Below are 13,802 nucleotides of genomic sequence, written 5' to 3'. Positions count from 1 at the left end.
TCGGCCTGGAGGGCCTCCTGGCGTCCCGGCCTCCCGGCCACCCCGGCCCCCGGCCTCCTGGTGTCTCCAGGTCTCCCTCGCCCCGGTCGATGCCCCGCCGGCGTCCCGGCCCCCGCGCCGTCCTGCTCGTTCGAGCCCCGGCATATCCTGATCCCCCAGGCCACCGGCTGACGAAGGGGTCCGAAGTGCCGTCGATGCTCGATGCGGTCGTGGTGGGAGCGGGGCCGAACGGGCTGACCGCTGCCGTGGAGCTGGCCCGCCGCGGTTTCTCCGTGGCGCTGTTCGAGGCGCGTGACACCGTGGGCGGCGGTGCCCGCACGGAGGAACTCACCCTGCCGGGCTTCCGCCACGACCCGTGCTCGGCCGCGCATCCGCTCGGCATCAACTCCCCGGCGTTCCGCGCGATGCCGCTGGAACGCTACGGCCTGGAGTGGCTGCACGCCGACCTGCCCATGGCGCACCCCTTCCCGGACGGCACCGCCGCCGTGCTGTCCCGGTCGGTCGCCGAGACGGCCGCCTCGTTCGGGCCGCGCGACGCGGGCGCCTACCGCCGACTGGTCGAGCCGTTCCTGCCCAAGTGGGACACGCTCGCCCGGGACTTCATGTCCCTGCCGCTCACCGCGCTCCCGCGCGACCCGGTCACCCTGGCCCGCTTCGGCATGGTCGGCCTGCCCCCGTCGAGCTGGCTGATCCGCCGCTTCCGTGACGAACGGGCCAGGACCCTCTTCGCCGGCCTGGTCGGGCATGTCATGGCCCCGCTCAGCGGCTTCGCCACCGGCGCGATCGGCCTGGTCTTCGCCCTCGCCGCGCACGCCCGCGGCTGGCCCGTGGCCCGCGGCGGATCCCAGTCCGTCTCCGACGCGCTCGCCGCGTACCTGAAGGACCTCGGCGGCACCATCCACACCGACTACGAGGTCAAGCGCCTCGACGACCTGCCGCCCGCCCGCGCGTACGTCTTCGACACCTCGCCCGCCGCCCTGGCCCGGATCGCCGGCCTCGGCCGCTACTACGAGGGCTACCGCTACGGCCCCGGCGTCTTCAAGGTCGACTACGCGCTGGACGGCCCGGTCCCGTGGACCGCGAAGGAGGCGCACTCCACGACCACCGTGCAGATCGGCGCCAGCAGCACGGAGATCGACACCGCCCTGCGCGCGGCGTCCCGGCAGGGCCGCGCCCCCGAGCGGCCGTTCATGATCACCGTGCAGCCCAGCGTCGTCGACCCCACCCGCGCCCCGGACGGCAAGCACGTCTTCTGGGCCTACGGCCATGTCCCCAACGGCTGGACCGGCGACCTCACCGACGCCCTCGAACGCCAACTGGAGCGTTTCGCCCCGGGCTTCCGCGACCGCGTCCTGGCCCGCGCCACCGCCGGCCCGCCCGAACTCGCCGCCCGCAACGCCAACTACGTCGGCGGCGACATCGGCACCGGCGCGGTCTCCGGCCTCCAGATCATGCTGCGCCCCAAGCTGTCCCTGTTCCCCTACGGCACCCCGCACCCGGCCGTGTTCATCTGCTCGCAGGCCACCCCGCCGGGCCCCGGCGTGCACGGCATGTCCGGGCACAACGCGGCCAAGGCCGTCTGGCGCAGACTGCGCCAACAGGACCGCTGATGCGGAGGCAACAGCAGCGCCGGACCGGAGAGTTCCCCGCCGGTTCCCCCAACGGCCCGCTATTACACCGTCGTTGGGCGGTTCCGACGGTGATTTTGGTGTTGCCTTCGCCACGTCGATCCGGATCACCAGAGGAGTGTGAAAGTTCAAGCAGGGTGAGTAGGGTGCGGACATGAAAGATCGGAAAGCGGCCCTCCGCTCCGACTCCGCCTCCTCCGCGCGCCTGCGGGACCTGGCCCACCTGGTGCGCGCACCGGCAGCGCTGAGCGTCCCGGGCGACGTACTCGCGGGAGCCTGCGCCGCCGCGGCTCCCTTCTCCCCCCGCACTCTCGGCGTGATGGGCTCGTCCGTCTGCCTCTACTGGGCGGGCATGGCCCTCAACGACTACGCCGACGCCACGGTCGACGCGGTGGAGCGCCCCGACCGCCCGGTGCCCTCGGGCCGGGTGCCGCGCCGCACCGCCCTCGCCGTCGCGAGTGCCCTCACCGCCGCGGGGCTCGGGCTCGCCGCCCTCTCCGGCGGCCGCCGCAGCCTCCTCGGCGCGCTCCCCCTCGCGGGCGTGGTCTGGGCCTACGACCTCGGGCTGAAGGACACCGCGGCCGGCCCGGCGGCCATGGCGGGCGCCCGCTCCCTCGACGTCCTGGCCGGCGCCCTGGCCGCGCCGAGGACAGGGCTGCCCGCACGCACCGCCCTGCGCCGGGCCGCCGCTCCCGCCGCGCTGGTCGGCGCCCACACCTACACCCTGACCGTCCTCAGCCGTCACGAGATCGCCGGCGCCCCCGCCCGTCTGCCCGCCACCACCCTCGCCGTCTCCACGGCCACCGCGCTCGCCACGGCGGGCCCGGCCGCCCGCACGGTCCGCCGCCACCTCGCGGACCGCCGTACCCCGGGCGACCGAGGGGCGACCGCGCCCGCCGCCGCCCTCGTCACCGCCGGCGCGGCCCTCACCTACCTCGGCACCTACGGAACGGCCCAGCTCAGGGCCGTCCGCAAGCCCTCCGGGGAGAACGTGCGGCGGGCCGTCGGCGCCGGGATCCTCGCGCTGATGCCGTTGCAGGCGGCGCTGACCGCACGGGCCGGAGCCCCGGCCGCCGCCGCGGCCCTCGGCCTCGCCCACCCCCTCGCGCGCCGGCTCGCCCGACGCGTCTCACCCACCTGACCGCCCAGCCCCACCCCACCTCAGCGTGAGGAACGCCGGCATGGAAGCACCCCCCACCGATCTGACGTTCGGCTACGGCACCAACGGCTTCACCCACCACAGGCTCCCCGATGTCCTCGCCGTCCTCGCCGACCTCGGCTACGACGGCGTCGCCCTCACCCTCGACCACGTCCACCTCGACCCGTACGCCGAGGACCTGCCCCGGCAGGTGGCCGCGCTGGCCCGAAGACTCGCGCGCCACGGCCTCGACGTCACGGTCGAGACGGGCGCCCCCTATCTGCTCGACCCGTACGGCAAGCACCTCCCGACGCTGATGTCCGACGGCGCCGAGACGAGGATCGACCTGCTGCGGCGCGCCGTCCGTATCGCCGCCGACCTCGGCTCGCCCACCGTCCACCTGTGCAGCGGCCCCACCCCGCGGGGGCTGCCGGAGGCGGACGCGTTCAAGCGGCTCGCGGCCGGGGTCGGGACCGTGCTGGAGACGGCGGAGAAGTACGGCGTGTCGCTCGCCTTCGAACCCGAGCCGTACATGTGCGTCGACACCGTAGAGCGCTGTCTGCGGCTCGCCGAACTGCTCGGCGGACACGAGCTGTTCGGCATCACCCTGGACATCGGACACGCGCACTGCGTGGAGGAGCCGTCCCTGCTGGAGTGCGTCCGGCTGGCCGCTCCCCGGCTGCTGAACGTGCAGATCGAGGACATGCGGCGCGGAGTCCACCAGCACCTCGAATTCGGCGCCGGAGAGATCGACTTCCCGCCCGTGCTGGCCGCCCTGCGCGCCCTCGGCCACCGCGGCCTGGTCTCCGTCGAGATCCAGGGCGGCTCCCTGGACGCCCCCGACGTGGCCCGCCGCTCGATCGAGTTCCTGCGCGCCGCGGCGGCCTGACCGCCCCTCCCTCACCCCAGCCCCCTCCCGCCCCACCGGAGGTCGCCCGTCATGCCCACCGCCCTCCTCACCGCGACGTTGTCGCCGCCCGCCCGCCGCTGGCTCGACCAGGCCGTCGCGAGCGTCACCGCCCGGCCCCCGGCGATCCGCGCCCTGTTCCCCGCCGCCCGAAGACACTGCGGGCAGGCCCGCCTCGACGCCCACTGGACCACGGACGAAGCCGCCCGGGCCGCCCTGCTCACCGCGCTGCCCCTGCGCGGACAACCGCTCCGCGACGAACTGGCCGCCCTCCAACGGCACGGCGACCCGGCCGAACAGCGCGCCGTCCTCAAGGCGTTACCCCTCCTCGACGAGCCGCTGGCCGACCTCGCCCTGCCCCTGGTCCGCGAGGCCCTGCGCAGCAACGACACCACCGTCGTCGAGGCCGCCCTCGGCCCCTACGCCGCAGCCCGGCTCCCCGACGCCGAGTACCGTCAGGCCGTCCTCAAGTGCGTCTTCTGCGAGATACCCCTCGACCGGGTCAGCGGCCTGCCCGCCCGCGCGGACCGTGAACTGGCCCGCATGCTGGCCGACTTCGCCCACGAACGCACCGCGGCCGGACGGGACGTGCCGTCCGACGTCTGGCCCCTGGTGCGTGCCTTCCCCGAGGTCGCGGACACCGTCGCCACCCGGGCGCGGCTGCTCGCCCCCACCCGCCCCGAGGCGGCCGCCCGCGCCCTCGCCGCCGTCGGTGCCGCCCCCGAGCTCCCCGCACCTCTCACGGAAGAGGCCTGACTGTGCGCATTTTCGACCCGCACATCCACATGACGTCCCGCACCACCGACGACTACGAGGCCATGTACGCCGCCGGAGTCCGCGCCGTCGTCGAACCCGCCTTCTGGCTCGGGCAGCCGCGCACCTCCCCGGAGAGCTTCTACGACTACTTCGACGGGCTGCTCGGCTGGGAGCCCTACCGCGCCGCCCAGTTCGGCATCCAGCACTTCTGCACCATCGCCCTCAACCCCAAGGAGGCCAACGACCCCCGCTGCACCCCCGTGCTGGACGAACTCGACCGCTACCTCGCCAAGGACCGGGTCGTCGCCGTCGGTGAGATCGGCTACGACTCGATGACCCCCGAGGAGGACGAGGCACTCGCCCGTCAGCTCGGACTCGCCGTGGACCACGACCTGCCCGCACTCGTGCACACCCCGCACCGCGACAAGGCCGCCGGCACCCGCCGCACCCTCGACGTCATCCGTGAGTCGGGCATCGCCCCCGAACGCGTCGTCCTGGACCACCTCAACGAACTCACCGTCGGCATGGCCCTCGACAGCGGCTGCTGGGCGGGCTTCTCGATCTACCCGAGGACGAAGATGAGCGAGGAGCGGATGGTGGAGATCCTCCGGACGCACGGCACCGACCGGTTACTGGTCAACTCCGCTGCCGACTGGGGCCGTTCGGACCCGCTCAAGACCCGCAGGACCGCCGACGCGATGCTCGCCGCGGGCTTCGACGACGACACCGTCGACAAGGTGATGTGGCGCAACCCCGTCGCCTTCTACGGACAGAGCGGCCGGCTCGAACTCGACGAACCCGAGCCGGACGAGACGTCCACCTTCCAGGGCAACTCCATCCGGCGCGGCGGGGAGTGAGCGACCCCATGCGCTTCAAACATCCCGACGGCACCACCGTCCACCTCGGCTACTGCAGCAACGTCCACCAGGCGGAGGACCTCGACGGAGTCGTCGGCCAGCTCGCCTCCCACGCCCAGCCCGTGCGCGAGCGCCTCGGCGTGGGCCGGCTCGGCATCGGGCTCTGGCTCGCCCGTGACGTCGTCACGGAACTCATCGCGGACACCGGACAGTTGACGCGACTGCGTGCCGAACTGGACGCTCGCGGCCTGGAGACCGTCACCCTCAACGCCTTCCCGTACGCCGGTTTCCACCGCGAGGTCGTCAAGAAGGACGTCTACCTGCCCGACTGGGCCGACGAGGCCCGGCTGGAGCACACCCTCGACTGCGCACGTGTCCTCGCCGCGCTCATCCCGGACGACGCCGAGCGCGGCAGCGTCTCCACCCTGCCGCTGGCCTGGCGCGCGCCCTGGTCCGCCGAGCGCGCCGACACCGCCCGCCGTGCCTTGGACCGGCTGGCCGCCGGGCTCGCCGCCATCGAGGCCGGCACCGGGCGCCGGGTCCGCGTCGGCTTCGAACCGGAACCCGGCTGCGTGGTGGAGACGACCGCGCAGGCGGCCCGGGAACTCGGCGGCCTGGACCCCGAACGGCTCGGTGTCTGCCTGGACGCCTGCCATCTCGCCGTGCAGTTCGAGGAACCGGCGGCCGCCCTCGAGCGGCTGGCCGACGCCGGACTGCCAGTCGTCAAACTCCAGGCGTCCTGCGCCGTCGAGGCCGCCGACCCCACTGACCCGGCCGCCCGGGCGGCCCTGCGCAGGCTCGCCGAACCCCGGTTCCTGCACCAGACCCGCACCCGGCGCGACGGCGAGGTGCTCGGCGTCGACGACCTGCCCGACGCCCTGGAGGGAGCGCTGCCCGACACCGGCCCCTGGCGCGTGCACTTCCACGCCCCGCTGCACGCCGCACCCGAGCACCCCCTGCGCACGACCTCCGACCAGCTCGACGCCGTGCTCGCCGGGCTCCACGGCGGGCCCACCGCCGTCTGCGACCACATCGAGGTCGAGACCTACACCTGGTCCGTCCTGCCCGAACCCCCCACGGGCCTCCCCGGCGGCATCGCCGCCGAACTAGCCTGGATACGCGGCCGGTTGACGGCCCATGGCCTGAAGGAGGAGGAAGCCGCATGACCACAGGCTCCCGTCGCCCGGTCGTCGTCCTCGACATCGTCGGGCTCACCCCGCACCTGCTGCGCCACATGCCCGCCGTCGCCGCCCTGGGCGAGCGGGGCTTCCGGGCCCGTCTGGACACGGTGCTGCCCGCCGTCACGTGCACCGTCCAGTCCACCCTGCTGACCGGTGAACTCCCGTCCGTGCACGGGGCGGTGGGCAACGGCTGGTACTTCCGCGACCTCGGCGACGTCCTGCTGTGGCGGCAGCACAACGCCCTCGTCGGCGGCGAGAAGATCTGGGAGACGGCCCGCCGGTCCGACCCCGGCTACACGGTCGCCAACGTCTGCTGGTGGTACGCGATGGGCGCCGACGTCGACTGGACCGTCACCCCGCGCCCCGTCTACTACTCCGACGGCCGCAAGGAACCCGACTGCTACACCTGGCCGCCCAGCCTGCACACCGAACTCACCGACCGGCTCGGCCCGTTCCCCCTGTTCACCTACTGGGGCCCGAGCGCCGGCCTGCCCTCCACCCGCTGGATCCTGGCTGCCGCCCGCCAGATCTTCGACGACCACCAGCCGGACCTGACCCTGGTCTACGTCCCGCACCTCGACTACGAACCCCAGCGCACCGGCCCCGACTCGCCCGAGACGATCCGCGCGGCCCGCCAACTGGACGCCGCTCTCGGCCCGCTGATCGACCACTTCCTGCGGGCCGGAGCCACCGTCGTCGCCCTCAGCGAGTACGGCATCGCCCCCGCCTCCCGCCCCGTCGACATCAACCGCGCGCTGCGCCGCGCCGGACTCCTCCACGTCCACACCCAGGACGGCATGGAGTACCTCGATCCCTGGACCTCCCGCGCCTTCGCCGTCGCCGACCACCAGATCGCCCACGTCTACGTCCGCGACCCCGCCGACACCGAGACCGTCACCCGGATCCTGCGCGAGCTCGACGGCGTGGACCAGGTGCTGGACGACGCCGGCAAGAAGGCCCACGGCCTGGACCACGAGCGCTCCGGCGAACTCGTCGCGCTCGCCGACCCCGACGCCTGGTTCACGTACTACTACTGGCTCGACGACGACCGCGCCCCCGACTTCGCCCGCCAGGTGGAGATCCACCGCAAGCCCGGCTACGACCCCGCCGAACTCCTCTGGGACGCGACCGTCCCGGCCGTGAAACTGCGCGCCGCCGGCTCGGTCCTGCGCAAGAAGCTCGGCTTCCGCTACCGCATCCGCACCGTCCCGCTGGACCCGGCCGGCGTCCGCGGCAGCCACGGCCGGCTCCCGGACGACCCCGACCACACCCCCGTACTGCTGTGCTCCGCACCGGAGGGGACCCGGGACGCGTACGCGGCGACCGAGGTCAAGTCCCTGCTGCTCGACCTGGCCGGCCTGGGGGAGCAGCCGGCCTGACCGCGGCTCGCGCTCACCGCCCGCCGAGCGTGTGTCCACTGGTATAGAGAGCCGCATGACCACCATCACCCTCGTCCAGGGCGACATCACCCGGCAGACCGTCGACGCCATCGTCAACGCGGCGAACTCCTCCCTCCTCGGCGGCGGAGGCGTCGACGGCGCCATCCACCGCCGGGGCGGCCCCGCGATCCTCGAGGACTGCCGCAGGCTCCGCGCCTCCCACTACGGCAAGGGCCTGGCCACCGGCCAGGCGGTCGCCACGACCGCGGGCGATCTCGACGCCCGCTGGGTGATCCACACCGTCGGCCCCGTGCACAGCACGACCGAGGACCGCTCCGCCCTCCTCGCCTCCTGCTACCGCGAGTCCCTGCGCCTCGCCGACGAGTTGGGCGCCCGCACGGTCGCGTTCCCCGCCGTCTCCGCCGGCGTCTACGGCTGGCCGATGGACGACGCCGCCCGCGTCGCGGTGCAGACGGTGCGAGCCACGGAGACGAAGGTCGAGGAGGTCAGGTTCGTCCTCTTCGACGAGCGGGCGTACGACGCGTTCGCCGCGCAGCTCCGCTGACAAGGTCACGGTTCGGGTCCGCCGTTGTCGCGCGCCCGCGTGCGGGCGTCTGCGCGGACCGGTTGTGGCGCGAGAGCGCGGCCATGGTCGGCGTCGCCGGTGGTGAAACGGGGGGGGTGTGTCAGTCCGTGATGACGGCGTCGCGGTGGATCCACTCGGGGCTGTGGGCCGCCTTGTACATGAAGTCGGCGACGTCCGCGCGGCTGATCGTCGGGTTGCCCTTCATCGGGAGACGCTCGCCGACGCGGTAGCCGCCCTTGGCGGGGCCCTTGGTCAGCATGGTCGGGTAGACCAGCGTCCAGTCCAGGCCGCTGGAGCGGATCGCTTTCTCGGAGACCGCCTTGTTCGCGTAGATGTTCCGCAGGAACGTGCTGTACATGACCTTCTGCACGGCGCTCGCCGAACGGAAGGTGTCACCCACGCCGAACGACGACAGCCAGACCAGGCGGGACACTCCCACTTCCTCGGCCGCGCCGATCACGGCCGTGGCGGCGCGGGTGAACAGGTCGTCGGCGCGCACGGATGTGCTCCTGCCCAGGGCGGAGATGACGACGTCCTGCCCGGTCATGGCCTTGGCGACATCGTGGTGCGAGGTGGCGTCTCCGGCGACCACGGTGACCTGGTTCGCCAGGTCCTCCAGCGCCTCCGGCCTGCGCGCCAGCGCTGTGACCCTGTCGCCGGACCGAAGGGCCAGGTCGACGACGTGGCGACCGGTGGGGCCGGTCGCACCGAGGATGAGCAGATTCATGGCGAGGGCACCTTCTGCGTGAGGGAGGGGTGTGGGGAACGCCCCGGTTGCCGCCGAGCGTCCAGGGCGGGGCGCGGGCTATAAGCGGACAGTTGTCCGCCTTGAGGAATGTACCGGACTGCTGTCCGCTTAACAAGCGATGGTCACGCGGATCAGGCACGAGCGGGTTGTGGAAGGGTGCGGGAGCGACGCTCACGCCGCTGCCGGCTCGTCGCCTCCCCGGCCACCGCCGGGCAGCCGCGCCGGCCCAGCTCCGAGACAGTCACCACCGGCGAGGTCATCGCCGTGACCGGCGGCGGGACGGACACCCGCTGACGTGCGTCGCACACCGGGCCGGCCCGCTTCCCGGGGCGGCGCTCACACCGCCCACCCCCCCACCTGTGCGCCGCGCTTAACCGCCCATGATCGGCCGAGGAGACCTCCGTGTAATCAACGTTCCGTATGGTCACGGAAGGTCGAAACCGGGCCGATGATCGGATAGGGGGCGCCTGTGGCCGCACCGGACTCGCGGACCGTCGACACCACCAAGGTGCGGACGGTCTGCTCGTACTGCGGTGTCGGCTGCGGCATGGTCCTCGACATCGGCCGCGGCCCAGACGGACGCCGTACGGTCCTGAAGGCGTCCGGGGACAAGGAACACCCCGCGAACCTCGGCCGGCTCTGCACCAAGGGCGCCACCACCGCCGACATGCTCGCCGCGCCCGGCCGGCTGACCACCGCCCTGGTCCGCCCGAACCGCGGGGAGGAGCCGCGGCCCACCCCCGTGGACGCGGCGGTCGCCGAGACCGCCCGACGGCTGCGGGCGATCGTCGACGAGCACGGGCCCGACGCGGTCGCCCTGTACGTCTCCGGCCAGATGAGCCTGGAGGCCCAGTACCTGGCCAACAAGCTCACCAAGGGCTATCTGCGCACCAACCAGATCGAGTCGAACTCCCGGCTGTGCATGGCCAGCGCCGGCACCGGCTACAAGCTCTCCCTCGGCGCCGACGGGCCGCCCGGCTCCTACGACGACCTCGACAAGGCGGACGTCTTCCTCGTCATCGGCTCCAACATGGCCGACTGCCACCCCATCCTCTTCCTGCGGATGATGGACCGGGTGAAGGCGGGCGCCAAGCTGATCGTCGTCGACCCCCGCCGCACCGCCACGGCCGCGAAGGCCGACCTGTTCCTCCAGGTCAGGCCGGGCACCGACCTCGCCCTCCTCAACGGTCTGCTGCACCTGCTGCACGAGAACGGGCACACCGACCCCGACTTCGTCGCCGCGTACACCGAGGGCTGGGAGGCGATGCCCGCCTTCCTCGCCGACTACCCGCCGGCCACCGTCGCCGGGATCACCGGCATACCGGAGGACGACCTGCGCGAGGCCGCCCGGCTGATCGGCGAGGCGGGGGAGTGGACCAGCTGCTGGACCATGGGCCTCAACCAGTCCACCCACGGCACCTGGAACACCAACGCGCTGATCAACCTGCACCTCGCCACCGGCAAGATCTGCCGCCCCGGCAGCGGCCCCTTCTCCCTCACCGGCCAGCCCAACGCCATGGGCGGCCGTGAGATGGGCTACATGGGGCCGGGACTGCCCGGCCAGCGGTCCGTGCTCGTCGACGCCGACCGCGCCTTCGTCGAGGACCTGTGGGGTCTTGAGCCCGGCACGATCCGCGCCGACGGCGTCGGCAAGGGCACCGTGGAGATGTTCCGCAAGATGGCCGACGGCGAGATCAAGGCCTGCTGGATCATCTGCACCAACCCGGTCGCCTCCGTCGCCAACCGCAGGACCGTCATCGAGGGCCTGGAGGCCGCCGAGTTCGTCGTCACCCAGGACGTCTTCGCCGACACCGAGACCAACGCCTACGCCGACGTCGTCCTGCCCGCCGCGCTGTGGACGGAGAGCGAGGGCGTCCTCATCAACAGCGAACGCAACCTGACCCTCGCCCGGCCCGCCGCCGACCCGCCCGGCGAGGCGACGGCCGACTGGCGCCTGATCGCCGCCGTCGCCCGCGCGATGGGCTACGAGGAGGGCTTCTCCTACGACAGCGCGGAGGAGATCTTCGCGGAGATCACCCGCGCCCACAACCCGCAGACCGGCTACGACCTGCGCGGAGTGACGTACGAGCGGCTGCGCGCCACCCCCGTCCAGTGGCCCGCCGCCACGCCCGACGGCCCCGCCCGCAACCCGATCCGGTACGTCGGCGACGACGGCTCGCTCACCTTCGCCACCCCCTCCGGCCGTGCCGTCTTCCACCCCCGCCCGCACGTCCCGCCCGCCGAGATGCCGGACGACGACTATCCGTACGTCCTGAACACCGGCCGTCTCCAGCACCAGTGGCACACCCTGACCAAGACCGCCAAGGTGGCCAAGCTCAACAAGCTCGACCCGCGCCCCTTCGTCGAGCTGCACCCCGAGGACGCGGCCGGGCTCGGCATCGCCGACGGCGACTCGGTGGAGGTCGCCTCCCGGCGCGGGCGCGCCGTGCTGCCGGCCGTGGTCACCGACCGGGTGCTGCCCGGCTCCTGCTTCGCGCCGTTCCACTGGAACGACCTCTTCGGCGAGTACCTCAGCGTCAACGCCGTCACCAGCGACGCCGTCGACCCGCTGTCCTTCCAGCCCGAACTGAAGGTGTGCGCGGTGTCACTGACGAAGGTGACCACGCCGGTCAGCGTGCACACACCGGCCGTGGACCCCCCGCTGCCACGGAACCAGCCGATCGTCCCCACCGCCGTCCACCCCTCCGCCGCCTCCGTCTTCGGCCTGGAACCCGCCCCGCCGCCCGTCCTGACCGAACGCGAACGCCAGTACCTGGTCGGGTTCCTCGCGGGCATCCCGGCCGGCGCCCCCGGCGTCCCCGTGCTGCCGCCGGACGCCCCCTTCAGCCCCGAACACGCCCTCTGGGTCAACGGCACCCTCGCCGGCATGTACTCCCGCGCCGCCACCGCCGTCCAGCGGGAACGGGGCCGGCGGGTGGTGATCCTGTGGGCCTCGCAGACCGGCAACGCCGAGGAGTTCGCCGCCACCACCGCCGAGCGGCTCACCGCCGGCGGCCACACCGCATCCCTGGTCGCCATGGACGAGGCCGACCCCGCCGCCCTGCCCTCCGACGCCGACCTGCTGCTGATCACCAGCACCTTCGGCGACGGCGACGCACCCGACAACGGCTCCGGCTTCTGGGACAGCCTCACCGCCCCCGACGCCGGCCGCCTGGAAGGCCGTCGCTACGCCGTCCTGGCCTTCGGTGACTCCTCGTACGACGACTTCTGCGGTCACGGACGGCGGCTCGACGACCGGATGGACGAGCTGGGCGCCGTACGGCTCGCGCCCCGCACGGACTGCGAACCCGACTACGCACCGCAGGCGGAGGCCTGGCTCGACCAGGTGCTCATCGCGCTCAAGGAGGCGCGGGGGGCGGAGCCGAACGGCGCGCCCGAGCACGGTGGGCCGCCCATGGCGGCGACCGTCGCACCGGCCGCACCCGCCGCCCCGCCCGCCGCCGCGCCCCGCTCCCGGCGCCCCGCCCCCGTCACCGCCCGCCTCGTCGGCAACCGCCTGCTCAGCCTGCCGGGCTCGGGCAAGGAGGTGCGCCGCTTCACCTTCGACACCCGTGACAGCGAGACGCCCCTGCTCTACGAGGCCGGCGACGCCCTGGGCGTGCGCCCCCTCAACGCCCCGGACCTGGTGACCGAGTGGCTGGCGGTCACCGGACTCGACGCCCAGGCCGCCGTCCGGGTGAACGGCGTCGGCGAGGTCCCCTTCGAGGAGGCCCTGCTGCGCCATCTCGACATCACCCGGGTCAGCCCGGCCCTGCTGCGCTTCACCGCCGACCGCACCCGCGACCCGCGCGAACTGCGCAAGCTGCTGCGCCCCGACAACAAGGGCGAGCTGGCGAGGTGGTCCTGGGGCCGGCAGGCCGTCGACGTGGCCGCCGAGTTCGGCGTCCGGGCCGACGCCCAGGAGTGGGCCGACACGCTGGGACGGCTCCAGCCGCGCCTGTACTCCATCTCCTCCAGCCCGCTGACCGACCCCCACCTGGTGTCGCTCACCGTCTCCGTCGTGCGGTACGAGAACCTCGCCGGCCGGCCGCGGCAGGGCGTGTGCTCGCCGTTCCTCGCGGACGCCGGGCCGGGCACCGAGGTACCCGTCCATGTGCAGCGCTCCCCGCACTTCCGGCCGCCCGCCGACCCGGCGACCCCGATGGTGATGGTCGGCCCCGGCACCGGCGTGGCGCCGTTCGTCGGATTCCTGGAGGAGCGGCGGGCCCGCGGCCACCGGGGGCGCAACTGGCTGTTCTTCGGCGAGCAGCGCCGGGCGACCGACTTCTACTACGAGCAGGAGCTGACCGCCCTCCTGGCCGACGGCACCCTCGACCGCCTGGACACCGCTTTCTCCCGCGACCAGCGGGCCAAGGTCTACGTCCAGGACCGGATGCGCGAGCACGGCTCCCACCTGTGGTCCTGGCTCCGGGACGGCGCCCACTTCTACGTCTGCGGCGACGCCTCCCGCATGGCCAAGGACGTCGACCGGGCACTGCGCGACATCGCCGTCGTCCACGGCGGTCTGGGCGAGGAGGAGGCGGCGTACGTCAAGCAGCTCGCCGCCGACAAGCGGTATGTGCGGGACGTCTACTGACGGGCCGTCACCTGCCGCGGCGGTC

Annotated in this window: 11 protein-coding genes; 10 read left to right on the top strand and 1 reads right to left on the bottom strand. The window is 73.4% G+C overall.

The window, feature by feature from the left end; translation table 11 throughout:
- Positions 1 to 194 precede the first annotated feature (194 nt).
- The 8 genes from ALMP_RS12520 to ALMP_RS12485 all read left to right on the top strand — a co-directional run bounded on the left by ALMP_RS12520 (position 195) and on the right by ALMP_RS12485 (position 8,411).
- On the top strand, positions 195 to 1,610 hold the full coding sequence (locus ALMP_RS12520) for an NAD(P)/FAD-dependent oxidoreductase (RefSeq protein WP_264927078.1): 1,416 nt from the start codon (positions 195 to 197) through the stop codon (positions 1,608 to 1,610).
- 172 nt (positions 1,611 to 1,782) lie between these two features.
- On the top strand, positions 1,783 to 2,769 hold the full coding sequence (locus ALMP_RS12515; protein WP_264927076.1) for an SCO3242 family prenyltransferase: 987 nt from the start codon (positions 1,783 to 1,785) through the stop codon (positions 2,767 to 2,769).
- Positions 2,770 to 2,809: 40 nt separating this feature from the next.
- A complete protein-coding gene (locus ALMP_RS12510) occupies positions 2,810 to 3,655 on the top strand; it encodes a sugar phosphate isomerase/epimerase (protein ID WP_264927074.1) in 846 nt (281 codons plus the stop codon).
- A 51-nt stretch (positions 3,656 to 3,706) separates the two neighbouring features.
- Positions 3,707 to 4,429, top strand: a complete 723-nt coding sequence (locus tag ALMP_RS12505; protein ID WP_264927072.1) for an EboA domain-containing protein — start codon at positions 3,707 to 3,709, stop codon at positions 4,427 to 4,429.
- Positions 4,430 to 4,431: 2 nt separating this feature from the next.
- A complete protein-coding gene (locus tag ALMP_RS12500; protein ID WP_264927070.1) occupies positions 4,432 to 5,286 on the top strand; it encodes a TatD family hydrolase in 855 nt (284 codons plus the stop codon).
- Between the two features lie 8 nt (positions 5,287 to 5,294).
- Positions 5,295 to 6,452 carry a metabolite traffic protein EboE gene (eboE, locus tag ALMP_RS12495; protein ID WP_264927068.1) on the top strand — a complete coding sequence of 386 codons (1,158 nt, stop codon included), beginning with the start codon at positions 5,295 to 5,297 and terminating at the stop codon, positions 6,450 to 6,452.
- On the top strand, positions 6,449 to 7,846 hold the full coding sequence (locus ALMP_RS12490; RefSeq protein WP_264927067.1) for an alkaline phosphatase family protein: 1,398 nt from the start codon (positions 6,449 to 6,451) through the stop codon (positions 7,844 to 7,846). The genes eboE and ALMP_RS12490 overlap by 4 nt, the downstream gene beginning before the upstream one ends.
- Positions 7,847 to 7,901: 55 nt before the next feature.
- Positions 7,902 to 8,411, top strand: coding sequence for an O-acetyl-ADP-ribose deacetylase (locus tag ALMP_RS12485; protein WP_264927066.1), 510 nt, complete (start codon positions 7,902 to 7,904; stop codon positions 8,409 to 8,411).
- 121 nt (positions 8,412 to 8,532) lie between these two features.
- On the opposite strand, the gene ALMP_RS12480 is transcribed toward ALMP_RS12485, so the two are convergent.
- Positions 8,533 to 9,159, bottom strand: coding sequence for an NAD(P)-dependent oxidoreductase (locus ALMP_RS12480; RefSeq protein ID WP_264927064.1), 627 nt, complete (start codon positions 9,157 to 9,159; stop codon positions 8,533 to 8,535).
- A 177-nt stretch (positions 9,160 to 9,336) separates the two neighbouring features.
- On the opposite strand from ALMP_RS12480, the gene ALMP_RS12475 reads away from it, so the two are divergent.
- Positions 9,337 to 9,474: a hypothetical protein gene (locus tag ALMP_RS12475; protein WP_264927062.1), complete on the top strand. Its 138-nt coding sequence runs from the start codon at positions 9,337 to 9,339 to the stop codon at positions 9,472 to 9,474.
- Positions 9,475 to 9,727: 253 nt separating this feature from the next.
- Positions 9,728 to 13,777 (top strand): molybdopterin-dependent oxidoreductase, encoded by a 4,050-nt coding sequence (locus tag ALMP_RS12470; RefSeq protein WP_375803477.1) that lies wholly within the window; start codon positions 9,728 to 9,730, stop codon positions 13,775 to 13,777.
- The last annotated feature ends 25 nt before the right edge of the window (positions 13,778 to 13,802 follow it).

Source organism: Streptomyces sp. A012304 (assembly GCF_026008495.1).
Taxonomy (GTDB): domain Bacteria; phylum Actinomycetota; class Actinomycetes; order Streptomycetales; family Streptomycetaceae; genus Streptomyces.
This window is presented reverse-complemented; position numbering and strand designations above follow the sequence as displayed.

Excerpts from the sequence above, each read along its gene's own strand:
- eboE (WP_264927068.1), top strand. The coding sequence starts at position 5,295 with ATGCGCTTCAAACATCCCGACGGCACCACCGTCCACCTCGGCTACTGC.
- ALMP_RS12505 (WP_264927072.1), top strand. The coding sequence starts at position 3,707 with ATGCCCACCGCCCTCCTCACCGCGACGTTGTCGCCGCCCGCCCGCCGC.
- ALMP_RS12510 (WP_264927074.1), top strand. The coding sequence starts at position 2,810 with ATGGAAGCACCCCCCACCGATCTGACGTTCGGCTACGGCACCAACGGC.
- ALMP_RS12515 (WP_264927076.1), top strand. The coding sequence starts at position 1,783 with ATGAAAGATCGGAAAGCGGCCCTCCGCTCCGACTCCGCCTCCTCCGCG.
- ALMP_RS12520 (WP_264927078.1), top strand. The coding sequence starts at position 195 with ATGCTCGATGCGGTCGTGGTGGGAGCGGGGCCGAACGGGCTGACCGCT.
- ALMP_RS12480 (WP_264927064.1), bottom strand. The coding sequence starts at position 9,159 with ATGAATCTGCTCATCCTCGGTGCGACCGGCCCCACCGGTCGCCACGTC.
- ALMP_RS12490 (WP_264927067.1), top strand. The coding sequence starts at position 6,449 with ATGACCACAGGCTCCCGTCGCCCGGTCGTCGTCCTCGACATCGTCGGG.
- ALMP_RS12470 (WP_375803477.1), top strand. The coding sequence starts at position 9,728 with ATGGTCCTCGACATCGGCCGCGGCCCAGACGGACGCCGTACGGTCCTG.
- ALMP_RS12485 (WP_264927066.1), top strand. The coding sequence starts at position 7,902 with ATGACCACCATCACCCTCGTCCAGGGCGACATCACCCGGCAGACCGTC.